This is a genomic window from Streptomyces sp. Inha503, assembly GCF_047215865.1.
In the GTDB taxonomy this organism is placed as follows: Bacteria; Actinomycetota; Actinomycetes; order Streptomycetales; family Streptomycetaceae; genus Streptomyces; species Streptomyces lycopersici.
This window is the reverse complement of the sequence record NZ_CP178360.1, coordinates 8,005,353-8,030,469: the sequence shown is the minus strand read 5'-3', so window position 1 is coordinate 8,030,469 and position 25,117 is coordinate 8,005,353. Positions and strand designations below refer to the sequence as shown.

Annotated in this window: 21 protein-coding genes; 9 read left to right on the top strand and 12 right to left on the bottom strand. The window is 71.4% G+C overall.

Going from position 1 to position 25,117, the window contains the following annotated elements:
- Nucleotides 1-252: 252 nt before the first annotated feature.
- The gene (locus ACJX2R_RS34160; protein WP_413103250.1) at nt 253-1,023 is read left to right on the top strand and encodes a hypothetical protein; all 771 of its coding nucleotides are present in this window, start codon (nt 253-255) and stop codon (nt 1,021-1,023) included.
- 117 nt (nt 1,024-1,140) lie between these two features.
- On the opposite strand, the gene ACJX2R_RS34155 is transcribed toward ACJX2R_RS34160, so the two are convergent.
- Entirely contained in the window at nt 1,141-1,671 is a 531-nt protein-coding gene (locus ACJX2R_RS34155; protein WP_371106058.1) for a MarR family winged helix-turn-helix transcriptional regulator, read from the bottom strand.
- A 201-nt stretch (nt 1,672-1,872) separates the two neighbouring features.
- Here ACJX2R_RS34155 and ACJX2R_RS34150 point away from each other — a divergent pair, with 201 nt between their 5' ends.
- Both ACJX2R_RS34150 and ACJX2R_RS34145 read left to right on the top strand, forming a co-directional pair.
- On the top strand, nt 1,873-2,721 hold the full coding sequence (locus ACJX2R_RS34150) for a lysozyme (RefSeq protein ID WP_262701860.1): 849 nt from the start codon (nt 1,873-1,875) through the stop codon (nt 2,719-2,721).
- A 162-nt stretch (nt 2,722-2,883) separates the two neighbouring features.
- Nucleotides 2,884-3,462, top strand: coding sequence for a TetR/AcrR family transcriptional regulator (locus ACJX2R_RS34145; protein WP_413103249.1), 579 nt, complete (start codon nt 2,884-2,886; stop codon nt 3,460-3,462).
- Between the two features lie 70 nt (nt 3,463-3,532).
- Here ACJX2R_RS34145 and ACJX2R_RS34140 read toward each other — a convergent pair whose 3' ends face one another.
- The 4 genes from ACJX2R_RS34140 to ACJX2R_RS34125 all read right to left on the bottom strand — a co-directional run bounded on the left by ACJX2R_RS34140 (nt 3,533) and on the right by ACJX2R_RS34125 (nt 8,204).
- Complete coding sequence (locus ACJX2R_RS34140) at nt 3,533-4,084, bottom strand: NAD(P)H-dependent oxidoreductase (RefSeq protein ID WP_262701858.1); 552 nt, start codon at nt 4,082-4,084, stop codon at nt 3,533-3,535.
- Nucleotides 4,085-4,238: 154 nt separating this feature from the next.
- A complete protein-coding gene (locus tag ACJX2R_RS34135) occupies nt 4,239-4,829 on the bottom strand; it encodes a Uma2 family endonuclease (RefSeq protein ID WP_413103248.1) in 591 nt (196 codons plus the stop codon).
- 136 nt (nt 4,830-4,965) lie between these two features.
- Complete coding sequence (gene lon / locus ACJX2R_RS34130; RefSeq protein WP_413103247.1) at nt 4,966-7,386, bottom strand: endopeptidase La; 2,421 nt, start codon at nt 7,384-7,386, stop codon at nt 4,966-4,968.
- A 74-nt stretch (nt 7,387-7,460) separates the two neighbouring features.
- Nucleotides 7,461-8,204: a rhomboid-like protein gene (locus ACJX2R_RS34125; protein ID WP_413103246.1), complete on the bottom strand. Its 744-nt coding sequence runs from the start codon at nt 8,202-8,204 to the stop codon at nt 7,461-7,463.
- Between the two features lie 217 nt (nt 8,205-8,421).
- Between ACJX2R_RS34125 and ACJX2R_RS34120 the strand changes: the two genes are divergently transcribed.
- From ACJX2R_RS34120 to ACJX2R_RS34105, 4 genes are all read left to right on the top strand, one after another.
- Nucleotides 8,422-9,150, top strand: a complete 729-nt coding sequence (locus ACJX2R_RS34120) for a spermidine synthase (protein ID WP_413103245.1) — start codon at nt 8,422-8,424, stop codon at nt 9,148-9,150.
- 104 nt (nt 9,151-9,254) lie between these two features.
- Complete coding sequence (locus ACJX2R_RS34115; protein WP_014054863.1) at nt 9,255-9,995, top strand: response regulator transcription factor; 741 nt, start codon at nt 9,255-9,257, stop codon at nt 9,993-9,995.
- Nucleotides 9,992-11,374, top strand: coding sequence for an ATP-binding protein (locus ACJX2R_RS34110; protein ID WP_413103244.1), 1,383 nt, complete (start codon nt 9,992-9,994; stop codon nt 11,372-11,374). The genes ACJX2R_RS34115 and ACJX2R_RS34110 overlap by 4 nt, the downstream gene beginning before the upstream one ends.
- Nucleotides 11,375-11,612: 238 nt before the next feature.
- A complete protein-coding gene (locus ACJX2R_RS34105; RefSeq protein ID WP_413103243.1) occupies nt 11,613-15,425 on the top strand; it encodes a multifunctional oxoglutarate decarboxylase/oxoglutarate dehydrogenase thiamine pyrophosphate-binding subunit/dihydrolipoyllysine-residue succinyltransferase subunit in 3,813 nt (1,270 codons plus the stop codon).
- Nucleotides 15,426-15,501: 76 nt separating this feature from the next.
- Here ACJX2R_RS34105 and fxsT read toward each other — a convergent pair whose 3' ends face one another.
- The 3 genes from fxsT to ACJX2R_RS34090 form a co-directional block, all read right to left on the bottom strand.
- Complete coding sequence (fxsT, locus tag ACJX2R_RS34100; protein ID WP_413103242.1) at nt 15,502-18,786, bottom strand: FxSxx-COOH system tetratricopeptide repeat protein; 3,285 nt, start codon at nt 18,784-18,786, stop codon at nt 15,502-15,504.
- 207 nt (nt 18,787-18,993) lie between these two features.
- On the bottom strand, nt 18,994-19,371 hold the full coding sequence (locus ACJX2R_RS34095; RefSeq protein ID WP_413103241.1) for a MerR family transcriptional regulator: 378 nt from the start codon (nt 19,369-19,371) through the stop codon (nt 18,994-18,996).
- Between the two features lie 731 nt (nt 19,372-20,102).
- Nucleotides 20,103-20,873, bottom strand: coding sequence for an SDR family NAD(P)-dependent oxidoreductase (locus ACJX2R_RS34090; protein ID WP_413103240.1), 771 nt, complete (start codon nt 20,871-20,873; stop codon nt 20,103-20,105).
- 124 nt (nt 20,874-20,997) lie between these two features.
- On the opposite strand from ACJX2R_RS34090, the gene ACJX2R_RS34085 reads away from it, so the two are divergent.
- Nucleotides 20,998-21,180: a DUF6104 family protein gene (locus tag ACJX2R_RS34085; protein WP_210945633.1), complete on the top strand. Its 183-nt coding sequence runs from the start codon at nt 20,998-21,000 to the stop codon at nt 21,178-21,180.
- Nucleotides 21,181-21,329: 149 nt separating this feature from the next.
- On the opposite strand, the gene ACJX2R_RS34080 is transcribed toward ACJX2R_RS34085, so the two are convergent.
- Complete coding sequence (locus ACJX2R_RS34080; RefSeq protein WP_262701849.1) at nt 21,330-22,145, bottom strand: AfsR/SARP family transcriptional regulator; 816 nt, start codon at nt 22,143-22,145, stop codon at nt 21,330-21,332.
- A gap of 22 nt (nt 22,146-22,167) precedes the next feature.
- A complete protein-coding gene (locus tag ACJX2R_RS34075) occupies nt 22,168-22,851 on the bottom strand; it encodes a TetR/AcrR family transcriptional regulator (RefSeq protein WP_413103239.1) in 684 nt (227 codons plus the stop codon).
- A gap of 147 nt (nt 22,852-22,998) precedes the next feature.
- Here ACJX2R_RS34075 and ACJX2R_RS34070 point away from each other — a divergent pair, with 147 nt between their 5' ends.
- Nucleotides 22,999-23,619 carry a malonic semialdehyde reductase gene (locus tag ACJX2R_RS34070; RefSeq protein WP_413103238.1) on the top strand — a complete coding sequence of 207 codons (621 nt, stop codon included), beginning with the start codon at nt 22,999-23,001 and terminating at the stop codon, nt 23,617-23,619.
- A gap of 85 nt (nt 23,620-23,704) precedes the next feature.
- On the opposite strand, the gene ACJX2R_RS34065 is transcribed toward ACJX2R_RS34070, so the two are convergent.
- The gene (locus tag ACJX2R_RS34065) at nt 23,705-24,103 is read right to left on the bottom strand and encodes a nuclear transport factor 2 family protein (protein WP_413106006.1); all 399 of its coding nucleotides are present in this window, start codon (nt 24,101-24,103) and stop codon (nt 23,705-23,707) included.
- Between the two features lie 52 nt (nt 24,104-24,155).
- Nucleotides 24,156-25,079 (bottom strand): NAD-dependent epimerase/dehydratase family protein, encoded by a 924-nt coding sequence (locus ACJX2R_RS34060; protein WP_262701845.1) that lies wholly within the window; start codon nt 25,077-25,079, stop codon nt 24,156-24,158.
- Nucleotides 25,080-25,117: the final 38 nt, after the last annotated feature.

The window sequence follows — 25,117 nt, the reverse complement described above, 5'->3', positions numbered from 1 at the left end:
GGCCACCCGAACGAGTGAACCGTATTGCGTAGTTGACCACCAACTTTGGCTCGCGGCCATACCTTCCCGCCACCTTGCGCGGATTGGTAAAGACCCCGGCGCCCTGACAGGATGCCCACCCGCAGCTTCCCAGAAGTGTCAATCCCGCCCCAATCAGGCAGCGGAGAAACCACCGCTGGATTTGGTACGGACCAATGCCCGGTCCGGCCCTCGCCGCCGTGGTGATCGACAGGGGTCCGGCAGACTGAGGGAATGCGCATCGAACTCGCGACCGCCCCCGGCGATCAGCAATATCCCAACGAGGACTACGCATCAGTAGCCCTCCCGGCCTCGGGGAACGGCGGTGCGCTCGTGATGCTGGACGGGGTGACCCCGCCCGAGGGAGGGGACGGCTGCGTCCACAGCGTGGACTGGTTCACCGCACGGCTCGGCGGATCGCTGCTCGAACTGTCCGGTTCGCGACGGGATATGCCACTGACACAGTGCCTCTCCGGGGCGATCACCCGGACCGCCGCCGCTCATAGTTCAACATGTGACCTTTCTCACCCCCTTACGCCCCAGGCAACAGTCGTCGCGGCGCGCTGGAACGCCGAGCGGATCGAGCATCTGGTGCTGTCCGACTCGGTGTTGCTCATCGAGCGGACCCATGGCGGAGTGACCCCGGTCCTGGACGACCGCATCGACCGGCTGCGGGCCGAGGGCCGGCGGCTCGCCCCGCTGCGCAACGTGGCGGGCGGCTTCTTCACCGCCGCCGCCGACCCCACCGTCTCCCGTAAGGCGGTCACCGGGGAGCTCCCGCGCGGTGAGGTGCGGGCGCTGGCGGCGCTCACCGACGGGGCGTCGCGCTGGGTGGAGAGGTTCGGCGAGGGCGACTGGACCGAGTGCTTCGCGCTGCTGCGCAAGGAGGGCCCGCAGGCGCTGATCGACCGGGTGCGGGCGGCCGAGCACGCCGATCCGGACCGTACGGCCTTTCCCCGGGGCAAGAACCATGACGACGCGGCCGTGGTCTACGTGGAGCCCTGACCGGGGGGCCGTCCCACCGTCTGACCGCGGGGGCCGCCCCGCCGGTGGGGTAGCGCGGTTGCCACATCCGCGTCGCCGGATGGGCGCCGGTCGCCGATCCTGACGGGTATGAGCGCCCTAGTCCTGCGCCGCGCGCGCCGTCTGACCGCGGTCGTCGGCCTCCTGCTCCGCGTTCAACCGGTGCAGCAGCCTGGCGAGTTCGGCGACCTCGCTGCGCTCCCACGCGGCGAGGCGGCGCGCGTACCGCGCCCGCCGCGCGCCCCGCACGGCGCTGAAGCGGCTGCGGCCCTCGTCGGTCAACTCCACCAGGAAGGCCCGGCCGTCGGCCGGATCGGGCGTCCGCGTCACCAGTCCGAGCCCCTCGAGGGCCCGGAGCTGACGGCTCATCGTGGCCTTGCCGACGCCCACGAAGGCCGCGAGCTCGGTGGCGCGCTGCGGACCGGCGTCCTCCAGTCTCATCAGCAGTCCATAGGCGGCGGATTCGAGCTCCGGGTGGACCTCCCGGGCCAATTCCCCCGAAGCGGCACGGGCTCTGCGGAGGAAAACCGCCAATTCGCGCTCCAGAGCCAGGAATGCATGGTCCACACCAATGCCGCCCACCGTGCCCCCCTCACCCCGCTCAGGGGGCAATGCCCCGTTGTTGTGCACGTCAGAGCCCTCTCCGGGTTTTCACTTCGTGAAAGTTTCTACCACGCGCGGCTGTTACCGCAGCTCCACCAGTATTTCGCAGGATTAGACCAACGGCATCACACTCTCCCCCTTCCGTCGACCTATCTACGCCCGTAGCGTCAACCCTGACATGGTCATTCCAATCGGAGCTCCCCCCACCGAGGTTTCGGAGGCAACGCCATGCCCGTGCACAGACCTGGTTCGGTCCGACGCGCCCTCAGTGCGCTGATCGGCATTCTCGCCGCGGTCCTCGCCATGACCCTCGCACTGCCCGGTTCGGCGTTCGCCGCCCAGGGGCAGGGCGACAAGGCCATCCCCCATCCCGAGGACGACTGGGCGGGTTCCCAGATAGCCAAGCACGAGGGCGGATCCACGACCGGTGAGGCGCCGACGGGGCTGCTCGCCACCGTCGAGGGCGTGGACGTCAGCAGCCACCAGGGCAATGTCAGCTGGTCGACACTGTGGAGCAGCGGTGTCCGGTTCGCCTATGTCAAGGCGACCGAGGGCACCAGCTACACCAATCCGTACTTCGCCCAGCAGTACAACGGCTCGTACAACGTCGGCATGATCCGCGGCGCGTACCACTTCGCCCTGCCGAACAACTCGACCGGTGCCGCACAGGCCAACTACTTCGTCGACCACGGCGGCGGCTGGTCCAAGGACGGCAAGACCCTGCCGGGCGCACTCGACATGGAGTACAACCCCTACGGCGCGACCTGCTACGGGCTGAGCGCCAGCGCGATGGTCAACTGGATCAAGTCCTTCAGCAGCACCTACAAGTCGCGCACCGGCCGCGATCCGGTGATCTACACCTCCACCAGCTGGTGGAAGACCTGCACGGGCAACTCCGCCGCCTTCGGTGGCGTCAACCCGCTGTGGATTCCGCGCTACGGCTCGTCCGTCGGTGAGCTTCCGGCCGGCTGGGGCTTCCACACCATCTGGCAGTACACCTCGTCGGGCCCGACGGTCGGCGACCACAACAAGTTCAACGGCGCCATGGACCGGCTACAGGCCCTCGCCAACGGCTGAGCCCCGCATCGCGTCACCCCCCACACCTGGCGCGTCCGACCGCATGCGACGCGTCCCGCCCTCCGGCGTACGGACAGGTCTGTCTGTACGCTGGAGGGCGCAGGTCGTCCTACGGCCCCGGTCATCCCACGGCCCCGTGTGCCCGCGTCAAGGAGCTTGATCATGAGCAGCGCCCGCCCCTCCGCCCACGAGCGGATCCTGTCCACCGCGTCCGCGCTGTTCAACGCCCATGGGGTGCGCGGGGTCGGAGTGGACCGGATCATCGCCGAGTCGGGCGTGGCGAAGGCGACGCTCTACTCCCACTTCCGCACCAAGGACGATTTGGTGCTGGCCTATCTGAGCGCATCGGACGAGCACTGGCGCGGGGCGCTGCGGGCGGCCGCCGAGGCGGCCGGCGCCGACCCCCGGGACCGGCTCATCGGCCTCTTCGACGCGCTGGGCTCGGCGACCGAACGGAATGGCTTCCGCGGCTGCGCGTTCACCAGGACCGCGGGCGAGACCGATCCGGGCACCGCCACCCACGCCGCGACGGTCGAGCACAAGCGCGCCGTACGGGCCTGGCTGACCGAGCTGGCCCGGGAGGCCGGGGCCGCCGACCCCGAGCGGCTCGCCGTGCAGATCTCCGTACTCGTGGACGGAGTGATGGCCGCGGCGGCGCTGGAGCCGAGGCCGGAGTTCGCGGAGGCGGCCCGGGAGGCGGCGCGGTCGCTGGTGGCGGAGGCGTGCCCGGCCCGGGTGTAGACCGGCCCGTGTGTGGATACGGCGAAGGGCCCGGCCGCATACGCGCGGCCGGGCCCTAGTTTTCCGTCTGTTACGCGATGGCGAGATCACGCTCGTGCGGCAGCCCGGACGCCAGCAGCGCGCGGTAGCGCTCCTGGTGCGCGGCGAGCGCCGCGTCATCCATCCCGTGCGTACCGTAGACGACGAACGGCTCCTCGTAAGCCATGCCCGTGATGTTCGCGGCCGCGTCGAAGGGCTTCAGCAGTTCGACGACCGTGAAGCGGTTGAACCCGTCGGGCCGGTACATCTCCTCCTGCGCACCCGCCGTGGTGGCGATCCGCAGCGACTTGCCGCGCAGCGAGGTGCCGCCGCTGCCGTAGGCGAAGCCGCGCAGGAACACCTCGTCCAGCCACTTCTTCAGCAGCGGCGGCGCCGAGTACCAATAGAAGGGGAACTGGAGAACGATCCGCTCGTGCTCCAGCAGCAGCCGCTGCTCGCGCTCGACGTCGATGCGCAGATCGGGATAGGCGGCGTAGAGATCGTTGAACGTGACGTTCTCCACCGGCCGGGCCGCCTCGGCGAGGGCGGCGTTGACCCGGGACGCGGTGAGGTCGGGGTGGGCGAGGACGAGCAGGGTGCGCACGGAGTTCCTCCGAAGACGATACGACATGCGAACAGACAGGTCTGTCTGCTTCGGTGTCGAAGCTACCAGACAGACCTGTCTGGCTGCCAACGCGGCGTGTCTGAGCGCGGGGCTCGCTGCCTGGCCCTGTGGGAACAGGCAGCGGAGGCGTGGATCAGTCGCGGGGGAAGTCGTCGGTCTTGAGCGTCATATCGACGGCGGTGCCGGTCAGGTCGAGTTCCCTGCCGAAGTGAACCGACAGCTCACTGAGGTAGTCGCCTTCCTTGGGCTCGGTGAACAGGTGGCATTTGCCGGTGTAGGGGTCCGCGATCAGGTAGATGGGAACCCCGGCCTCCGCGTAGGCCACCTTCTTGCGGCCGTAGTCGTTCGCCGCCGTGTCCTTGGAGATCACCTCGGCGACGAACTCGACGTCTTCACTGCGCCAACGGCCCTGGTCGGTCCTCGCCGCGTTCTGCGAGATCTTGACGACATCCGGGGCGAAACCGTTCTTGCACCCGGGAAAGTCGATGCGCACATCCGAGAGCACCCTCACGTCCATCCCGAAACGATCTTCGAGTGCTCGCACGATCCTGCGGATGATGGACCAGTGAACGTCCCTCTGCGGCGTCATGAAAACGGCCCCCTCGACGACCTCGACCTTGTAGCCCTCGGGGACATGACTCCGCTCCAGCCAGTCGAACATCTCGTCCAGGCTGAATTCGTCGCTGTCGGCCATCTCGATCCTGTCAATCGCCATGACGGTCATCGTGCCGCTCCTCCCCGCCGCAGGCACAGAACCTGCGGCCGGTTAGTCCAACGATACGCACGGCCGACAGGTCACGCGTGGCCCGGAACCCCGTTCGACACGGGGCCCCGGGCCACTGCGCTTCCGGCAGCGTCCGTCACGCCGCTACCGGAACCTCGGGGGTCGCCGCCGACCGTGCGGGCTCCAGGGCCAGCTCCAGCACCCGGCGGACGTCCGAGACCGGGTGGACGTCGAGCTTGTCCAGGACCTCGGCGGGGACGTCGTCCAGGTCGGGCTCATTGCGCTTGGGGATGATCACGGTGGTCACCCCGGCCCGGTGCGCCGCCAGCAGCTTCTGCTTGACACCGCCGATGGGCAGCACCCGCCCGGTCAGGGACACCTCGCCGGTCATCGCCACGTCCGGGCGCACCTGGCGGCCGGAGAGCAGCGAGGCCAGCGCGGTGGTCATGGTGATGCCCGCGCTCGGGCCGTCCTTGGGCACCGCGCCCGCCGGGACGTGGAGGTGGACGCCGCGCTCCTTCAGGTCGCCGACCGGCAGCTCGAGCTCCGCGCCGTGCGAGCGCAGGAAGGAGAGCGCGATCTGGGCGGACTCCTTCATGACGTCGCCGAGCTGACCGGTGAGGTTCAGCCCCGCGCCGCCGGTCTCCGGATCGGCCAGCGACGCCTCGACGAACAGCACGTCACCGCCCGCGCCGGTGACCGCGAGCCCGGTCGCCACGCCGGGGACCGCGGTGCGGCGCTCGGCCGGGTCCTGGGCGGACTCGGGGGTGTGGTGCGGCCGGCCGATCAGCGGGCGCAGCTCCGCCACGCCGACGGTGAAGGGCAGTTCGCGCTCGCCGAGCTCGTGCTGGGCCGCCACCTTGCGCAGCAGCCGGGCGATGGACCGCTCCAGGGTCCGTACGCCCGCCTCGCGGGTGTACTCGCCCGCCAGCTTGCGCAGCGCCTCGTCGGCCACCGCGACCTCCCCCGGCTCCAGACCGGCCCGCTCCAGCTGGCGGGGCAGCAGGTGGTCACGGGCGATGGTGACCTTGTCGTCCTCGGTGTAGCCGTCCAGGCGCACCAGCTCCATCCGGTCCAGCAGCGCCTCCGGGATGGCCTCCAGGACGTTGGCGGTGGCGAGGAAGACCACGTCGCTCAGGTCGAGTTCGACCTCCAGGTAGTGGTCGCGGAAGGTGTGGTTCTGCGCCGGGTCCAGGACCTCCAGCAGGGCCGCGGCCGGGTCACCGCGGAAGTCGGAGCCGACCTTGTCGATCTCGTCCAGGAGGACGACGGGGTTCATCGAGCCCGCCTCCTTGATGGCCCGGACGACCCTGCCGGGCAGCGCGCCCACGTAGGTGCGCCGGTGGCCGCGGATCTCCGCCTCGTCGCGGACGCCGCCGAGCGCGACCCGGACGAACTTCCGCCCCATCGCGCGGGCGACGCTCTCGCCCAGGCTGGTCTTGCCGACGCCGGGCGGGCCCACGAGGGCGAGCACCGCGCCGCCGCGGCGGCCGCCGACGACGCCGAGGCCCCGGTCGGCGCGGCGCTTGCGCACCGCCAGGTACTCGGTGATCCGCTCCTTGACGTCCTCCAGGCCCGCGTGGTCGGCGTCGAGCACGGCCTTGGCGCCCTGGATGTCGTACGCGTCCTCGGTGCGCTCGTTCCAGGGCAGCTCCAGGACGGTGTCCAGCCAGGTGCGGATCCAGCTGCCCTCGGGGCTCTGGTCGCTGGACCGCTCCAGCTTGTCGACCTCCTTGAGGGCCGCCTCGCGGACCTTCTCTGGCAGATCGGCGGCCTCCACCCGGGCGCGGTAGTCGTCGGACTCGTCCTCAGGGTCGCCATTGAGCTCGGCGAGCTCCTTACGGACGGCTTCGAGCTGACGCCGCAGCAGGAATTCGCGCTGCTGCTTGTCGACGCCCTCCTGGACGTCCTTGGCGATCGACTCGGCCACGTCCTGCTCGGCGATGTGGTCGCTCAGCCAGGTGACGGCCAGCTTCAGCCGCGCCACCGGGTCGGTGGTCTCCAGCAGCTCGACGCGCTGGGCCACGGACAGGAAGGGCGAGTAGCCGGAGTTGTCGGCGAGCTGCGAGACATCGTCGATCTGCTGCACCCGGTCCACGACCTGCCAGGCGCCGCGCTTGCGCAGCCAGCTGGTGGCCAGCGCCTTGTACTCCTTGATCAGTTCGGTGACGGCACCGGGCAGCGGATCGGGCACGATCTCCTCGACCGTGGTCCCCTCCACCCACAGGGCCGCCCCGGGTCCGGTGGTCCCGGCCCCGATGCGGACGCGGCGCACCCCGCGGATCAGCGCGCCGGGGTCGCCATCGGAGAGCCGGCCCACCTGCTCGACGGTGCCGAGCGTGCCGATACCGGCGTAGGTGCCGTCGACGCGCGGCACCAGCAGCACCTTCGGCTTGCCGCCGCCGCTCCCACTGGAGCGAGCGGCGGCCTGGGCGGCCTCCACCGCGGCGCGTACCTCGGTATCGGAAAGGTCCAGCGGCACCACCATGCCGGGGAGCACCACCTCGTCCTCAAGAGGCAGTACGGGCAGGGTGAGCGGTGTGGACAGCGAAGCCATGATCTCCCCTTCGGCAGGCAAGTTGAGTCACGAGGACTCAATAAGTCAATGCCCACTCAATGCGCGGAGGGGGTTCAGGTGTTCCCGGAGGCTCGTTCGCTGTGAGCGAAGCGGGGCGAAGCGTCTCCGTCTCGCCGTGGCCGCGGGCGCCACCTGGTGTTTCGCCGGACGTACGGCCAGGAGAGGACGCCGAGCAGCAGGGCGAAGGCATGGCCCCAGCCGGTGAGCGGATCGAAGTCGACGAGGAGCCCGGCGGCGAGCGCCAGGGCGACGCCGCCCAGCAGCGCCCACCGGCGCCGGGGCGACAGCAGCCCGGCGAGCGCGGCGGCGCAGGCGATCAGCCCGTAGCTCACCCCGTAGTCCAGGCGGCGCAGCGAACTGTCCGGGAGATGCCCGACGGCCACGGATACGGCCACCGGGACCTCGGTGAGCAGCGTCGCCAGCACATGCCCGAGCAGGAACACCCCGGCGGTGCGCACCCCGCCGAGCCGCCGCTCCAGCGCGCCGAGCACCAGGGGGAAGGCGGCCAGATACGGCGAGGTGATCCCGCCCACCGCCCACAACGCGCTGACCAGCAGCGTCAGCACCGGCCGCTGGGAGAGGTGGGACACATCGGTACTGGAGCCAGCGAGCAGATCGCGCACGGTGCCGGGGTCGCCGAGGCGGGCGTAGAGCCCGGTGCCGGTCAGGACGAGCGTGTAGCCGAGGGTGAACGGCACGGCCAGGAGCGCGCACGGCAGCGAACGCCCCACCGCCGCCATGCGGCGCCCGTGCCCCCGCCCGGCGCTCGGCACCGTCCCGCTCACCGATGCCGTCAACGCCCGCGCCCCTTTCTCACTCCCGCCGCTCCCCCCGCTCCCCGCTTATCCGCCACGACCGGAACAACAACCAGGACGCCGTGAGTCATGTCACGGCGCCCCGGGTTGTGACATACGCCGCCCGACGCCACCGGGCGACCGTGAATCGGTTGGACCGGCGAGCGGAGGCGGCGCGAGGATGGCGGGGTCAGGAACCACCCGGGAGGACCCCACACCCATGCAGCCGCAGCCGCCGTACGACCTCCACGCCGCCGCCGACGACCGGCCGGTGACCGTCGACCGCCGGGAGGGCCCGTACGGCGAGGTGGTGCTGCGGCGGCGCGGTGGCGGGGAATCCCCGGCCGACGCCGTCTTCGAGATCATCGCCAACGGCTGCTTCCTCATGGACACCTCCGACGGCCGCTCAGAGCGGCTGCTCATCCGTGCCGCCCTCGACGCGCTGCCCGCCGACCGGCCCTCCCCCGCCCTGCTCATCGGCGGGCTCGGCGTTGGGTTTTCGCTGGTCGAGGCGGTGGCGGAACCCCGCTGGGGACGGATCGCGGTGGTCGAGCGGGAGGCGGCGGTGATCGACTGGCACCACGCGGGCCCCCTGGCGGCCATGACCGCCGGGGCACTGGCCGATCCGCGCACCGAGGTCGTCCACGCCGATCTGGTCGAGTGGCTGCGCACGGGCCCGCGGACCTATGACGCGCTGTGCCTGGACATCGACAACGGCCCCGACTGGACCGTCACCGAGGACAACGAAGGCCTCTACTCCCCCACCGGGCTCGCGGCCTGCGCGGCGCGTCTCGCACCGGGCGGGGTGCTGGCCGTATGGTCGGCACAGCCGTCGCCCGCGTTCGAGGAATCTCTCCGGAATGCCGGGTTCACACGGGTGCGTACGGAAGAGGTCGCCGTTGCCCGGGGTGTTCCCGACGTCGTCCATCTCGCGGTTCGGGGCGCGTAGCAAAGCCGCGTACGCTGGCTTTACGCTTGCTTGCCTACCAAACGCGGCTGAGCGATGACCAGGCGCGAGCCGCGGGTTTCACCGGAAGACGCAGGGGCGGGCGTATGGAGCAGACTCACAACGGTCACAACGGGACCGCCACGACCACCCCTGGCGCACAGCGCCGGGTCCTCGTCGTCGAGGACGATCCGACCATAGTGGACGCCATCGCGGCCCGGCTGCGCGCCGAGGGGTTCCAGGTCCAGACGGCGGGAGACGGTCCGGCGGCGGTCGACACGGCCGAGGCGTGGCAGCCCGATCTGCTCGTCCTCGACGTGATGCTGCCGGGCTTCGACGGTCTGGAGGTCTGCCGACGGGTGCAGGCCCGGCGGCCGGTGCCCGTGCTGATGCTGACCGCGCGCGACGACGAGACCGACATGCTGGTGGGGCTCGGGGTCGGCGCCGACGACTACATGACCAAGCCGTTCTCCATGCGCGAACTGGCCGCGCGGGTGCACGTACTGCTGCGGCGGGTGGAGCGGGCGGCACTGGCCGCGCACACCCCGCGCAGCGGGATCCTGCGCCTCGGCGAGCTGGAGATCGACCACGCCCAGCGCCGGGTGCGGGTGCGCGGCTCGGATGTGCACCTCACCCCGACCGAGTTCGATCTGCTGGTCTGTCTGGCCAACACCCCGCGCGCGGTGCTCTCGCGCGAGCAGCTGCTGGCCGAGGTGTGGGACTGGGCGGACGCCTCGGGCACCCGCACCGTGGACAGCCACATCAAGGCGCTGCGCCGGAAGATCGGCGCGGAGCGGATCCGTACGGTGCACGGCGTGGGCTACGCCCTGGAGACCCCGGCGGCATGACGAAGGCCCGCTGGGCACGCAGGGTCCCCAAGGTCCGGGCGGGCACGGATCCCAGGGGCTGGGTACGCAGGGTCCCCAAGGTCCGCAGGGTCCCCAAGGTCCGGGCCGGCACGGATGCCAGGGGCTGGGCGCGCGGGGGCTGGGCGCGCGGGGCTCCCCGGGCCTGGGCGGACAAGGCGCCCAGGCTCTGGCCGCGCAAGGCCCCCAGGACCTGCCGGCTGCCCGGCGCCCCCACGGGCCGGCGGGCGTGGTCCCGCGCCACCTGGGCCCGGATCTGGGAGGCGCTGCGCCCCTTCGACCCGTACCGCTCGGTCAAGGCGGCGCTGGGGGCGCTGGTCGTCGGCTCGGTGATCATCACCACCTGGCTGGTCTTCGCGGCGATGCACTCCGACACCGAGCTGCGCGTCATCACCATCTTCTCGATCATCGCCTCGCTGCTGATCACCCAGTTCGTGGCGAACGGGCTCACGGCCCCGCTGGACGAGATGACCGAGGTCACCCGGGCGATGGCCAACGGGGACTACACCCGGCGGGTGCGGGCGGCGCAGCGCGGGGACGAGTTCGGCGACCTGGCGTCCGCGTTCAACCGGATGGCGGCCGACCTGGAGGCGGTGGACACCCACCGCAAGGAGCTGGTGGCCAACGTCTCGCATGAGCTGCGCACCCCGATCGCGGCGCTGCGGGCGGTGCTGGAGAACGTGGTGGACGGGGTCTCGGAAGCCGATCCGGAGACCATGCGGGTCGCGCTGAAGCAGACCCAGCGCCTGGGCCGCCTGGTGGACCAGCTGCTCGACCTCTCCCGCCTCGACAACGGGGTGGTGCCGCTGCACGCGCGGCGGTTCGAGGTCTGGCCGTATCTGGCCGGGATCCTCAAGGAGGCCGGGATGGCCAAGGGCGCGGAGTCCCATTCGGGCGCGCACACCCGTAAGGACGTCCATCTCAACCTGGACGTCTCACCGCCCGAGCTGACCGCCCACGCCGACGCCGAGCGGCTGCACCAGGTGATGGCGAACCTCATCGACAACGCGGTGAAGCACAGCCCGGCACACGGCCGGGTGACCGTGCGCGCCCGGCGCGGTGACGGCCCGGAGAGCCTGGAGCTGGAGGTGCTGGACGAGGGCCCCGGCATCCCGGAGGCGGAGCGGCACCGGGTCTTCGAGCGGTTCAACCGGGGCGGGCTCTCCCCGGTGGACGGCCGGCGGCCGGGGCCGGGCAGCGACGGCGGCACCGGTCTGGGGCTGGCGATCGCGCGCTGGGCGGTGGATCTGCACGGCGGGCGGATAGGGGTGGCGGAGTCCCCGCGCGGCTGCCGGATCAAGGTCAGCCTCCCGGGACCTGCCCCGGAACCCAAACAGGGCACCCCCAGAGATCAAAGCTGAAGTAAAGTCGATCCTGTCGCGCACATACGAGCGGCAGGGGTGCACGTCTGCGCTGCCCCGCGCCTGAGGAAACACACGAAACCCCGTGTGTTTCCCGGTGGGTCATGCGCTGAAACCCGCCAATCAATGTGACTTGCGCGACGATGACCAGTGCGGCCTGCACGTAAGGGGCCAAGAGGCGTAGCCTTTATTCCCGCTGTCCACCACCTTTAGGAAGCGGAAGAGGGCGGTTGCCGCCGTGTCGCCACAGTCCCCCAACACCTCGAGCGTCTCGACCGATGAACAGGACGGGCAGGGGAGTAACCCTGCCGCTGCCTTCGGCCCCAACGAGTGGCTCGTCGACGAGATCTACCAGCAGTACCTCCAGGACCCGAACTCGGTCGACCGAGCCTGGTGGGACTTCTTCGCCGACTACAAGCCGGGTCAGGACACCGGCTCCGCGGTGGCCACGCCACCACAGGGAGTAGCCGCGAGCGCCGCCCCGGCGGCCCCGGCCCAGCCCGCTGCGGCCAAGCCGGCGGAGGCCAAGCCCGCCGCCCCGGCCGCGAAGCCCGCCGATGCCAAGCCGGCCGTCGCGGCCCCCGCCGCCAAGGCCGCCCCGGCGGCCCCGGCCAAGCCCGCGCCGGTCAAGCCGACCCCGGCCGAGCCGACGGTCTCCAAGAAGGAGCCCGCCGCGCCCTCCGCTGGGCCCGAGCTGGTCACGCTGCGCGGCCCGTCCGCCGCCGTGGCGAAGAACATGAACGCGTCGCTGGAGCTGCCGACCGCCACCTCGGTCCGCGCCGTCCCGGTGAAGCTGCTGTTCGACAACCGCATCGTCATCAACAACCACCTCAAGCGCGCCCGCGGCGGCAAGGTGTCCTTCACGCACCTGATCGGCTACGCCATGGTGCAGGCGCTGAAGGCGATGCCCTCGATGAACCACTCGTTCACCGAGAAGGACGGCAAGCCGACCCTGGTCAAGCCCGAGCACATCAACCTCGGTCTCGCCATCGACCTGGTCAAGCCCAACGGCGACCGCCAGCTCGTCGTCGCGGCGATCAAGAAGGCCGAGACGCTCAACTTCTTCGAGTTCTGGCAGGCCTACGAGGACATCGTCCGCCGCGCCCGCGCGAACAAGCTGACGATGGAGGACTTCACCGGCGTCACGGCCTCCCTCACCAACCCCGGCGGCATCGGCACCGTCCACTCGGTGCCGCGGCTGATGCCCGGCCAGGGCCTGATCATCGGCGTCGGCGCCATGGAGTACCCGGCCGAGTTCCAGGGCACCTCCCAGGACACCCTGAACAAGCTGGGCATCTCCAAGGTCATGACGCTGACCAGCACCTATGACCACCGGGTGATCCAGGGCGCCGCCTCCGGCGAGTTCCTGCGGATCATGAGCCAGCTGCTGCTCGGCGAGAACGACTTCTTCGACGAGATCTTCAAGGCGCTGCGCATCCCGTACGAGCCGGTCCGCTGGCTCAAGGACATCGACGTCAGCCACGACGACGACGTCACCAAGGCGGCGCGGGTCTTCGACCTGATCCACTCCTACCGGGTCCGCGGCCATGTCATGGCCGACACCGACCCGCTGGAGTACCGCCAGCGCAAGCACCCCGACCTGGACATCGTCGAGCACGGGCTCACCCTGTGGGACCTGGAGCGCGAGTTCGCGGTCGGCGGCTTCGCGGGCAAGTCCATGATGAAGCTGCGCGACATCCTGGGCGTGCTGCGCGACTCGTACTGCCGCACCACCGGCATCGAGTTCATGCACATCCAGGACCCCAAGCAGCGCAAGTGGATCCAGGACCGCGTCGAGCGCAGCCACGACAAGCCGGAGCGCGAGGAGCAGCTGCGCATCCTGCGCCGGCTCAACGCGGCCGAGGCGTTCGAGACCTTCCTCCAGACCAAGTACGTCGGCCAGAAGCGGTTCTCCCTGGAGGGCGGCGAGTCCGTCATCCCGCTGCTGGACGCGGTGCTGGACGCGGCCGCCGAGTCGCGTCTTGACGAGGTCGTCGTCGGCATGGCCCACCGCGGCCGGCTGAACGTGCTGGCCAACATCGTCGGCAAGTCGTACGCGCAGATCTTCCGCGAGTTCGAGGGCAACCTCGACCCGAAGTCCATGCACGGCTCCGGCGACGTCAAGTACCACCTGGGCGCCGAGGGCACCTTCACCGGTCTGGACGGCGAGCAGATCAAGGTCTCGCTCACCGCGAACCCCTCCCACCTGGAGGCCGTGGACCCGGTCCTGGAGGGCGTCGTCCGCGCCAAGCAGGACATCATCGGCAAGGCCGGCACCGACTTCACGGTGCTGCCCGTCGCCCTCCACGGCGACGCGGCCTTCGCGGGCCAGGGCGTCGTGGCCGAGACGCTGAACATGTCGCAGCTGCGCGGCTACCGCACCGGCGGCACCGTGCACATCGTGATCAACAACCAGGTCGGCTTCACCGCCGCCCCGGCCGCGTCCCGCTCCTCGATGTACGCCACGGACGTCGCGCGCATGATCGAGGCGCCGATCTTCCACGTCAACGGCGATGACCCGGAGGCCGTCGTGCGCGTCGCGCGGCTCGCCTTCGAGTTCCGCCAGGCGTTCAACAAGGACGTGGTCATCGACCTGATCTGCTACCGCCGCCGCGGCCACAACGAGACCGACAACCCCGGTTTCACCCAGCCGCTGATGTACGACCTGATCGACAAGAAGCGCTCGGTGCGCAAGCTCTACACCGAGTCGCTGATCGGGCGCGGCGACATCACCCTGGAAGAGGCCGAGCAGGCGCTACAGGACTTCCAGGGCCAGCTGGAGAAGGTCTTCACCGAGGTCCGCGACGCGGTCTCGGCCCCGGCCCCGGCCGAGGTCCCCGAGCCGCAGGCGGAGTTCCCGGTCACGGTCCAGACGGCGGTCTCCCAGGAGGTCGTCAAGCGGATCGCCGAGTCCCAGGTCAACACCCCCGACCGGATCACCGTCCACCCGCGGCTGTTCCCGCAGCTCCAGCGGCGCGCGGCGATGATCGAGGACGACTCGATCGACTGGGGCATGGGCGAGACCCTCGCCATCGGCTCGCTGCTGATGGAGGGCACCCCGGTCCGGCTCGCCGGACAGGACTCCCGCCGCGGCACCTTCGGCCAGCGCCACGCGGTGCTGGTGGACCGCGAGACCGGCGACGACTACACCCCGCTGCTGTACCTCACCGAGGACCAGGCGCGGTACAACGTCTACGACTCGCTGCTCAGCGAGTACGCGGCGATGGGCTTCGAGTACGGCTACTCGCTGGCCCGCCCGGACGCGCTGGTCATGTGGGAGGCGCAGTTCGGTGACTTCGTCAACGGCGCGCAGACCATCGTCGACGAGTTCATCTCCTCGGCCGAGCAGAAGTGGGGCCAGACCTCTGGTGTCACGCTGTTGCTGCCGCATGGCTACGAGGGCCAAGGACCGGACCACTCCTCGGCCCGGATCGAGCGTTTCCTCCAGTTGTGCGCGCAGAACAACATGACGGTCGCCGCGCCGACGCTGCCGTCGAACTACTTCCACCTGCTGCGCTGGCAGGTCCACAACCCGCACCACAAGCCGCTGGTCGTCTTCACCCCGAAGTCGATGCTGCGTCTGAAGGCCGCGGCGTCGAAGACGGAGGAGTTCCTGTCCGGCTCGTTCCGCCCGGTGATCGGCGACGAGACGGTCGACCCGGCGTCGGTGCGCAAGGTGGTCTTCTGCTCCGGCAAGGTCTACTACGACCTGGCCGCGGAGCGGGACAAGCGCGGTGCGAACGACACGGCGATCATCCGCCTGGAGCGGCTGTACCCGCTGCCGGGTGCGGAGCTCCAGGCCGAGATCGCCAAGTACTCGGGCGTCGAGAAGTTCGTCTGGGCGCAGGAGGAACCGGCCAACCAGGGGGCGTGGCCGTTCGTCGCGCTCAACCTGATCGACCACCTGGAGCTGTCGGTCGGCGCGGACGTCCCCGCCGCCGAGCGCCTGGTCCGGGTCTCCCGCCCGCACTCGTCCTCGCCCGCGGTGGGGTCGAACAAGCGGCACCAGTCGGAGCAGGGGGCGTTGGTGGGCGAGGTCTTCGAGATCTGATTCACCCCGTTCCGTACGACTGATCCGGAAGGCCAGGTCCCATGAGGGCCTGGCCTTCCGGCCGTATCGACCCGCGTCAGACCGGCAGCGGCTCGAAGTCCCAGACAGGGCGGGTGCGGTTGCGGGCGGCCACGGTACAGGGGTGGTCCGGCCCCAGGACGGCGGACAGGCCCCGGAGGGCCACGTCCTCGATCATGTCCGCCTCGTCCTTTCCGCCGCGGATCACCCGCAGATCCGCGGCGAGCCCGATCTGAGCCAGCAGGGTCAGCGGATGCCGTTCGCCCAGCCTTTCCGAGGCGTGCAGCGCGGTCTCCCGGCTCATGGCGCATGCATCCTGGTGCCGCCCCATCACGTGGTACGTGTCAGCTGCGCTGAGCGCGATCCCCAGCGTCCAGGGGTGGCGCTCGCCGACGGCCGCGGCCATCTCCGTGAGTGCCGTCTCCAAGTGTCCCGCCACCAACTCCGGCGACCGGTCGAGGGCTTGGTTCGCACGGGCACCGATGACATACGGATGCTGGTCCCCGAGCCGAGCCCAGTACCGGGCTGAGATCTCCTCTCCGGTCTTCGCGGCCCCCGCCACGTCGCTCTGGTACCGCAGGGCACGGACGGCTCCCGTCGCGATCATGAGCGTCAGCGGAGAGTCCTCGCCCAACAGGCCCACCGCCCGCCGCCACAGGTAGTGGACGTCGTCGAGGTTGCCGTGCTCGTCGCACAGCCACAGGTGGTACTCGGCGGTCAGAGTCAGCGGATGCCCGGTGCCCAGCACGGCGCGGTGCCGCTCGACGCTGGACGCCTGGAGCTCCAAGGCGTCCCCGTAGCGGCCGGAGAGCCGCAGGTCGTACGCGTGCTCCGTCTCGCAGGCCAGCGTCACCAGCGCCGTCGGCCCCAGCTCCGCACGCGCGCTGTCCAGCGTCCGCCCGGACAACTCCGCGGCCTCGGCGTAGGAGCCGAGCATCCGCAGCGAGTGGGACAGGCTCCGCCGGGCGTTCCGCGCCTCCGCACCGTCCTCCGGAGATGTGACGGCACTCAGGTCGCGCTGCTCGCGGGCGAGTTCGTACGCCTCGTCATAGCGGCCCAGGCCCCGCAGATCCGTGCCGAGCCGGGCCATCGCGACAAGTCTGCCCGGCGCGTCGGACCCGCTCAGGCTCTTCAGCACCGCCCGGTCCAGCGCCTCGGCGCCGCCGTAGTCCCCGGCCTCGCGCAGCAGCGCGGCCCGGCGCGCGGCCAATTCGTGATAGTCGCCCGCCGCGCGTTCCGCGATCCGCCCGCCCGTCTCGTAGTCGCCGCTCAGGGTCAGATACGTGAGGAACCCGACAACCAACCGCCGCGACGCGGCATCCTCCGACTCCAGCGCGCCCGACGGCTCCAGATACGGCACCAGCCGGGCGTAGCGCGGCCATGCCGCCGGGTCGTCCGGGCAGCGTGGATCCGCCGCGACGAGGGCGCCGCGGACGACCCGGGCGTCCTTCTCCCGCTTGTCCTCCGGTGTCCGCCGCCGTACCGCGTCCCGTACGAAGCGGCTCATCCACACCGCCTCGGCCTCCAGCGCCGACCGCCGCATCACCGACCACTGGGCCAGCTTGCCGATGGCCAGCTCCAGCTGGCTGGGGTTCTCCAGGAGCGCCGCCACCGCCGGGGAGACCTGCCCCGCCGGGACGGCCCGCAGCAGGGCGAGCGGGACCGGGCCGGGGCCGAACAGGGCACACAGGCGCAGCAGTTCGGCCGCCGCCTTCGTGCTCTCCCGCAACCGGGTGATCAGGTCCTTGAATGCGGAGTGGTACGGCATCGGGTAGTCGGCGGCGGGCCGTACCGGGTTGGGCTCGCCGTCGCTCGCCATGCGCACGTACTCGGCGACCGGTGTGGACGCGCCGTCCAGCCAGCCCGCCGTCTGGTCCAGCGCCAGCGGCAGGTCCTCGACGGCCGCCGCCAGCCGGTCCGCGTCCTCGGGGCCGATGCGCGGCGCCCGGCGGCGTACGAAGGCGACGCTGTCCTGCCGGTTCAGCGGCGGGACGTCCAGCAGCTCAGCGTAGTGGTCGGCCCAGGCCCGGTTGCGCGAGGTGATCAGCACATGGCCGCTCCCGGCAGGCAGCGCCTCGGCGATGGCCTCCGGGTCGTCGGCGTCGTCCAGGACGATGAGCCAGCGCCGGTACGGATCGCCCCGCCGCAGCGCCTCCAGGGCGGCGCGGGCCGGGTCCGGGTCCCTGCCGTCCCCGCCGCGCAGGGCCCGGGCGAGCGCGCCCAGCCGCTCGACCAGGGCGGGCAGCCCGTCCACGCCGACCCACCACACGACGTCGTACCGAGCGGCGAAACGATGGGCGTACTCGGCGGCGAGCTGCGTCTTGCCGATGCCCGGCAGCCCGACGAGGGCGACCACGGCGGTGTCGGCGGGGGCGGCCTCCAGCCGCTCGCGCACCTCGGTGAGCAGCTCGTCCCGCCCGGTGAACCGCGGATTGCGGCGCGGCACACCGCCCCAGACGTCCGGGACGCGCCCGGATTCCATCGGCGAACGGTCGTGGGAGGCGGCGTCGCGGGCCCGTAACGCCGCCAGCTCCCGCTCCAGCTCCCTCGCCCGCTCCTGGGCCACCACCACCTGCTCCTGGACGTGCGACAGCCGGTAGGACGCGGGCTCCTCGGGCTGGGCCTTCGCCCCGGCGGCCTCCTCCTCCGCCTGAAGCTGGTGTTCCAGCGCCTCGCAGCGCCGCTCGGCCTCCAGGGCCTGGCGGCGGGCCTGGGCCAACGCGTCCTGGAGGCGGGCGACTTCCTCCCGCAGCCGGTCGCGTTCGGCCGTCACGTCCTCGCGCTCCTGGCGCAGCCGGTCCAGCTCCGCGCCCTGGGTCTCGCGGTCCGCCGCCGCGACCGCGATCCGGCGCTGCTCGACCTCCATCTCGGCGATGCGCTGTTTCCGTACCAGCAACGCCTCCGACAGCGCCTCGGCGCGCACCTCGGCCTGCTGGCGCTGCCGGTCCGCGTCGGCGAGCTGGTCGCGCAGCCGCTGGAGCTCCCAGCCCACCTTGTTGGTGGCCTGCAACGCCCGGCGTTGCAGGGTGTGCACATGCGCCACGACCTCGGTGGCGGGCGGCCGTCCGGCGGCCTTGGCGGCATGGGTGAAGAGCTGGTCCACGAACTCGGCCGGTGGCACCACGGTCCCGTTGAGATAGCGCGAGACGGTCCCCGCGTCGTAGTGCAGCCGTACGGCGAGGACCCGCAGCGACACCCCGACCGTGCCGAACAGCTCCCGCAGGCTCTCGGCCAGCGCCCGGCACTCCGGTCTCACCTGCTCCGGGATCGGCTTCAGATCCCCGATCCGCCGCGCCGCGTCCCGCTCCGGCACCAGCTCCCCACTGACGGGTCCGTCCTCCATGGCTCGCCCCTCCCCCGTTGCGGCCCACTGCAACGCGTGCGGGCTGCCGCAACACCCCAGACCCCGCACATCGTGAAACGTACCCCCGGCACCGTCGCCGGTTTCACGAAAGCAGGTCAAATATGCCGAACCGCCGCCGTCCCGCCCTTCTCACCCTCGTCGCCGCCGCGCTCGGCGGCGCCGTCCGCGCGCTGGTGTCCTGGCTGCTCAGCCAGACGGACTGACCGCGGCCCGGTCGCCGGAGGCGGCGGCCAGCCGCTCGGCGAGCTCGCCGCGCACCCGGGCGAGGGTGGCGATCCGGTCGTCCAGCACGCTCAGGCGGCGACGCGCGATGTCCAGCATGGCCTCGGAGGGCCGACTGCTGGGCAGATCGCCGTCCAGGCAGGCGCCGAAGTGCTCGATGTCCTCGAGCGTGAGCCCGGCGTCGAGCAGATAGCGGATGTTGGCCACCCGCCTGACCGCCTGCTCGTCGTACATCCGGTAGCCGTTGAGCGCGCGTGCGGAGCTCAGCAGCCCGCGCTCCTCGTAGAACCGCAAGGCCCTGGTCGTGGCACCGGTGGCCTTCGCCAACTCCCCTATCCGCATGCGGCGAGACTACCCGCGACCAACACCGCCCCCGGCCCACGCCGCCTGCGGCGGGCTGCTCCCCTCCCCGCCCCTTCCCGGCACCTGACAATATGCGGCTCCGCCGCGTGGGGGTTCCGCCCCAGGCCCCGGGGCCCAGAGGCGAAGCTGCACATCGGCGCTGTGTGAAGCCGCTACCCGCACCCAGAGATGCCCGACGGACCGGGACGCCCGCGGCAGACTGCGCCCCTCACCGGGCCCGGGGTCCAGGGGCGGAGCCCCCGCCACGCGGCGGAGCCGCATATCGATGCTTTCCCCTCCCCGCCCCTTCCCGCTACCAAGGGCTTCGCCCCTGGACCCCCGGGCGGTGAGCCGACCGCGCCACCTGCGGCGCGGGGTGGGCGAGCCGCAGGCCGGTGACCGCGCCAGAAGCCCGCACGCATCCAGGGCGTCCGGCCGGGGTCCGGGGCGGAGCCCCAGTTGCGGGAAGGGGCGGCGAGGGGAAAGAACCGCCGCAGGCCGGCGACCGCGCCAGAAGCCCGCGCACATCCGAGGCGTCCGGCCGGGATCTGGGGCGGAGCCCCAGTTGCGGGAAGGGGCGGCGAGGGGAAAGAACCGCCGCAGGCCGGTGACCGGGCCGGAAGGCCACGCACATCCGGGGCGGGGTCTGGGGCGGAGCCCCCACGCGGCGGAGCCGCATATCGTCAGGTGCCGGGAAGGGGCGGGGAGGGGAGAGACCCGCCGGTCCGCACCTAGCCAACCAGCGCGCCGCCGTCCACGGGCAGTACGACCCCGGTGGTGTAGGCCGCCTCGGGCCGGGCGAGCTGGGTGATCCAGAAGGCGACCTCCTCCGCCCGGCCGAGCCGCCCCAGCGGCACATGCTCGATCAGGGTCGTCCGCAGGGCGTCGATCTGCTCGGCGTCGAGCCCCTGGTGATGCCCGATCCCGGTGGCGATGGGTCCGGGGGCCACACCGGCCACGCGCACCCCGCGCGGGGCGAGTTGGACGGCCCAGCTGCGGGTCAGCGTGTCCAGGGCGGCCTTCAGCGCGGCGTACAGCTCCGAGCCCGCGATCGGCCAGCCGCGCTGGCCGATCGCCGTACTGACGTTGATCACGACACCCTCGCTCTCGCTCAGCCGCGGGAGCGCGGCCTGGGTGAGGTACATCGGGGCGAGCAGATTGACGGCCAGCATCTCCTCGGCGGCTTCCCGCCGGATGTCCCCGAGCGGCGTCTGCCGGACCACGGCGGCATTGTTGACCAGCACATCGATGCGGCCGAAAGCCTCCATCGCGGTGTTCACGATCAACTCGGCGGCGCCGGGGGCCGCGATGTCGGCCGTCAGCGGCCGGATGCCCGGGGCGTCGGCGGCCGTCTCGGCGAGCCGCGCCGCCGTACGGCCGACCACCAGGACCTGGGCGCCCTGCTCGGCGAAGGTCCGCGCGGTGACCCGCCCGATCCCCGTGCCCCCGCCGGTGACGATCACTGCTCTGCCGGAAAAGCGCGCTGCTGTCATGTCGGTCATGTCGATGGACCGTAAACATTGACGCCCGCGGCAATGTCAACCCCGGCGGCCCTGGGTCGCTCACCGGGGCGCGGGGCCGCATATCCTGGGCGGGTAGATCCACATCACCCTTCCGGAGCGACCCTTGTACTTCACCGATCGCGGTATCGAGGAGCTGGAGCAGCGGCGCGGCGATGAGGCGGTCACCTTCGAGTGGCTCGCCGAGCAGCTGCGGACGTTCGTCGACCTGAACCCGGACTTCGAGGTCCCGGTGGAGCGGCTGGCGACCTGGCTGGCCCGGCTCGACGAGGAGGACGACGACGTCTGAGGGGGACGAGGACGTCTGAGGAGGACGAGGGCGTCTGAGGGAGGACGCGGACGTCCGAGGGCAGCTTCCTAGGCCGAGGCGGCGTAAGACAGCCTCCGAGGCGGTCCAAGACAGCGTCTGCCGGGCGCCGCGGCCCTATGGCCCGCCCCTCACGCCACCACCGGCCCCCGCCCCGGCGCCCCCGCCTCGTGGTCCAGCCGGGGGTCGGACACCAGCACCGCCTGCTGGAGCCGCTGAAGTTTCGCCGAGGGCTCGAGCCCCAGCTCCTCCGTCATCGCCATCCGCAGCCGCTGGTAGACCGTCAGGGCGCGGGTGCGCTGGCCGGAGCGGTGGAGGGCGAGCATGTACTGAGCGTGCAGGCCCTCGTGGAAGCGGTGCTCCACGACCAGCGAGGCGAGGTCGCTCAGCACCTCCAGATGGCCGCCGAGCCGCAGCCGGGTCTCGATGCCGCGCTCGGTGACCGTGAGCCGGGACTGCTCCAGCCGGGCGACCTCCGCCTGTAGCGGGCGCCCGTGCGGGGTGACGTCGACCAGGGCCGGGCCCTGCCAGAGGGCCAGCGCCCGCCGGAAGGAGGCGTCGGCCGTCCGCTCGTCGCCCGCCTCCAGCGCGCCCTCGCCCTCGGCGACGAGGTCGCGGTACTCGTGGACGTCGAGCTCGCCCGGGCTCACCACCATGGCGTAGCCCCCGGGCCGGGTCTGGAGCACATCCCGGGTGACGGCGGCCGACGACATCCCCAGCCCCTCGGCGAGCAGCTTGCGCAGATGCAGGATGTACGTCTGGAGCGTGGTCAGCCCGGTGCGCGGCGGCTGATCGCCCCACAGCTCGGCCATCAGCGACTGCACCGGCACCATCCGGCCCGCGTTGAGCAGCAGCAGGGACAGCACCTTGCGCGGCTTCATCGCGCTGGGCACTCCGGACCGGGCGCCGAGGCCGAGTGTCAGCGGTCCGAGCACGCTCACCCGCATGGGTGGCACCTCTCTTCGGGCTTCATGGGCGGTACGCACGGACGAGCAGGTCGGCGGCGCTCTCGCAGACGGCCGTGGCCTCGTCCTCGGCGAGCGGGCGGGTGCCGTACATCGACTGGTAGAGCCCCTGTTGAATGATCAGGGCCACGAACTGGCGGGCGGCGGTGGCCGGGTCGGGCACGCTCAGCTCGCCGCTGCCGGTGCGCCGGCCGAGCATCTCGGCGAGGTACTTCACCAGTTGCTGGGGCTCCCCCTCCGCGCATGCGGGGCGCAGCGAGGGGTGGCGGGCGACCTCGGCGATGACCAGGCGGCGCAGCGCGGAGGCCCGTGCGTCGAGCAGTACGGCGAGCACCCGGTGGCCGAAGGCGAGCAGCGCGGTGCGGGCGTCGCCGGAGTCGTACGTCTCGGGGGCCCCGGCGCCGTCCGGCCCGAGGGCGTACGGGGAACCGGCGGCGAAACCGGCCGCCACCCGCTCCCGCTCCTCCTCGACGGCGGCGATGAACAGCCGCTCCTTGTCGCCGAAGTGGTTGTAGACGGTCTGTTTGGACACGCGGGCCTCGTCCGCGATGACGTCCACGCTCGCCCGGTCGTACCCCTCGCGCAGGAAGACGGCCACCGCCGCCTCCAATATCGCCTGCCGCTTGGCGGGCTGGGGGCCCACGGGCCGTCCCGCCGCGCCGCGCCGGGGACCGCTGTCCGTCCGCAACGGCCCAACCTCCTCGCTCCAAGCCGGTCTTGCCCTCGATGGACTTGTGAGTCTAGCCTTCGTTTACCGCAATGGACTAGCCCGTCTAGTCCAATTAATTCATCGGCGGATCACGTCGTTCCACCATCGCTTCACAAGGAGAGCTCCATGAGCGGACCGGAGAGCAGCGAGGCCCTGAGCCCTCTCACCCTGGCGCCGGAGGCGCAGCGGCAGCTGTTCCTGGAGGCCCGTACGGCCAACACCTTCACCGATGAGCCGGTGACGGACGAGCAGGTCCGCGCGATCCACGAACTGGTCAAGTACGCCCCCACCTCGCTGAACCAGCAGCCGCTGCGAGTGGTGCTGGTGCGCTCGGAGGAGGCGCGCGCCCGGCTGGTGGCGCATATGACGGGGCGGAACCAGGAGAAGACGGCCAAGGCCCCGCTGGTGGCGGTGCTCGCCGCGGACCTGGACTTCCACGAGGAGCTGCCGCGGCTGGTGCCGTTCATGGAGAACCCGCAGGCGTTCTTCGCCGACCCGGAGGCCCGGGAGGGGTCGGCGCGGTTCAACACCGCGATCCAGGTGGGCTACTTCATCCTGGGCGTGCGCGCCGCGGGGCTCGCCGCCGGACCCATGATCGGCTTCGACCACGCGGCCGTCTCCAAGGAGTTCTTCGAGGACGGGCGGCATGCGGCGGTCTGTGTGGTCAACATCGGCAAGCCGGGTCCGGACGCCTGGATGGGGCGGCTGCCGCGCCTGGAGTACGAAGAGGTCTTCCGTACGGTCTGAGGCCGAGGCCTGAGGCCTGAGACCTGACGGCCGTCCGCTCCCCTGCCTTCCCGGCGCGGGAGCGGACGGCTGTATGCGATTCCGGTCAGCTCTCGATCAGTTCATGGAACGCCACCGTGTCGAAGATGTCCTCCATCCTCGTCGCCCTGCCGTCCCGCATCGTCCACGAGTGGACGAAGTCCAGCGTCACGGTCCTACCGCTCCGCGAGGTCACCTCGCGGGTGCCGAACACCACGACCCGGTCGCCCTGTTCGATGAACTCCTTGGGCGCGAGCTTCATCCCGCCCAGCACGGTCGGCACATGGGCGAGGAACTCCTTGATGCCCGCATGGCCCAGCTTGGTGCCGCCGAGCCCGTACTTGGCCATCCCCTCCGGATGCACCCACTCCACATCGGGGTGCATGCCCGAGAGGATCCCCTCGATATCGCGGTCGCGGAAGCCCGCGTAGGAGGCGCGGATGGCCTTGATGTTCGGTGATGCCATATTCGGTGATGCCATGGTGGTCGCCACTCCTCGGACGGCGGTGTGCCGCGGCTCAAGACGGAAGGTGCTCGGGGTGGAGCGCCTGGAGCGTGCGCCGTACGCCCTCGCGCCACGGCACCCGGCAGGGGCCGGTGAGCTCCCGCCGCTTCGTGGGGTCGAAGTGGTACGTCTCCCGGGTGACCTCGCTCGGGACGAGCCGGGCGGTGACGCCGGTGAGCTCCTCCAGATGGCGCACGCAGTCGGTCATCCCGACGGCCTCGTCCCCGCCCCAGTTGACCAGCGTGGCCGGGGTCGACGCCGCCTGCCACAGATGGGGAACGTGGGCGATGAGGTCGTCGGTGTGGAGGAGGGAGCACCAGTTCTGGCCCTCCATGGGCACCGGTATCGGCTCGCCCGCGAGCATCCGCTTGAAGTAGAGCATCGGCACCCCGCCGTAGCCGCCGGGGCCGTAGGCGATATTGAGCCGGGCGATGGTCGTCGGCAGGTTCAGCACCTGGGCGAACGCCCGTGCCGCGCCCTCCGCGGCGATCTTGCCCACCGGGTAGGCGGGCAGCCAGTCGGCCACTCCGTCCACGGGGTCGTCCTCGGTGTACGCGTGGTCGAGGGTCTGCCGCTTGTAGAGCGCCCCGGTGGAGACGAAGAGGAACGCCTCCGCCGTCCGGCAGTGGGACATCAGCCGGCCGGTGGCCACCGAGTTGACCTCGATGGCCGCGTTGACGTCGCCGTCCTCACCGCGGCGCACCGCCGAGTGGAAGACATGGGTGAAGTCGTCCGGCAGCCCCTCGTACGCCGCCTCGCGCGGGTCGTTCATGTCCCAGTGGAACGTGGTGATCCCCTGGTCGTTCAGCTCCTTCTCGACACCGGGGGTGCCGAACCGGCCCAGACACCACACCTCGTTGCGCTCGGCCAGCGCCTCGGCCACCGGCCGGGCGACCTGTCCGGTGCCGCCGGTGACCAGGATCTTCTTGCCTTCCACCCTGCTCTTCTCCTTGTACCTGGCCCTGTCGGGGCCTG

Coding starts and splice junctions, on each gene's coding strand:
- ACJX2R_RS34080 (WP_262701849.1), bottom strand. CDS start 22,145: ATGCGGGTGAGCGTGCTCGGACCGCTGACACTCGGCCTCGGCGCCCGG.
- ACJX2R_RS34150 (WP_262701860.1), top strand. CDS start 1,873: ATGCCCGTGCACAGACCTGGTTCGGTCCGACGCGCCCTCAGTGCGCTG.
- ACJX2R_RS34065 (WP_413106006.1), bottom strand. CDS start 24,103: ATGGCATCACCGAACATCAAGGCCATCCGCGCCTCCTACGCGGGCTTC.
- ACJX2R_RS34110 (WP_413103244.1), top strand. CDS start 9,992: ATGACGAAGGCCCGCTGGGCACGCAGGGTCCCCAAGGTCCGGGCGGGC.
- ACJX2R_RS34095 (WP_413103241.1), bottom strand. CDS start 19,371: ATGCGGATAGGGGAGTTGGCGAAGGCCACCGGTGCCACGACCAGGGCC.
- lon (WP_413103247.1), bottom strand. CDS start 7,386: ATGGCTTCGCTGTCCACACCGCTCACCCTGCCCGTACTGCCTCTTGAG.
- fxsT (WP_413103242.1), bottom strand. CDS start 18,786: ATGGAGGACGGACCCGTCAGTGGGGAGCTGGTGCCGGAGCGGGACGCG.
- ACJX2R_RS34145 (WP_413103249.1), top strand. CDS start 2,884: ATGAGCAGCGCCCGCCCCTCCGCCCACGAGCGGATCCTGTCCACCGCG.
- ACJX2R_RS34160 (WP_413103250.1), top strand. CDS start 253: ATGCGCATCGAACTCGCGACCGCCCCCGGCGATCAGCAATATCCCAAC.
- ACJX2R_RS34090 (WP_413103240.1), bottom strand. CDS start 20,873: ATGACCGACATGACAGCAGCGCGCTTTTCCGGCAGAGCAGTGATCGTC.
- ACJX2R_RS34135 (WP_413103248.1), bottom strand. CDS start 4,829: ATGACCGTCATGGCGATTGACAGGATCGAGATGGCCGACAGCGACGAA.
- ACJX2R_RS34115 (WP_014054863.1), top strand. CDS start 9,255: ATGGAGCAGACTCACAACGGTCACAACGGGACCGCCACGACCACCCCT.
- ACJX2R_RS34120 (WP_413103245.1), top strand. CDS start 8,422: ATGCAGCCGCAGCCGCCGTACGACCTCCACGCCGCCGCCGACGACCGG.
- ACJX2R_RS34070 (WP_413103238.1), top strand. CDS start 22,999: ATGAGCGGACCGGAGAGCAGCGAGGCCCTGAGCCCTCTCACCCTGGCG.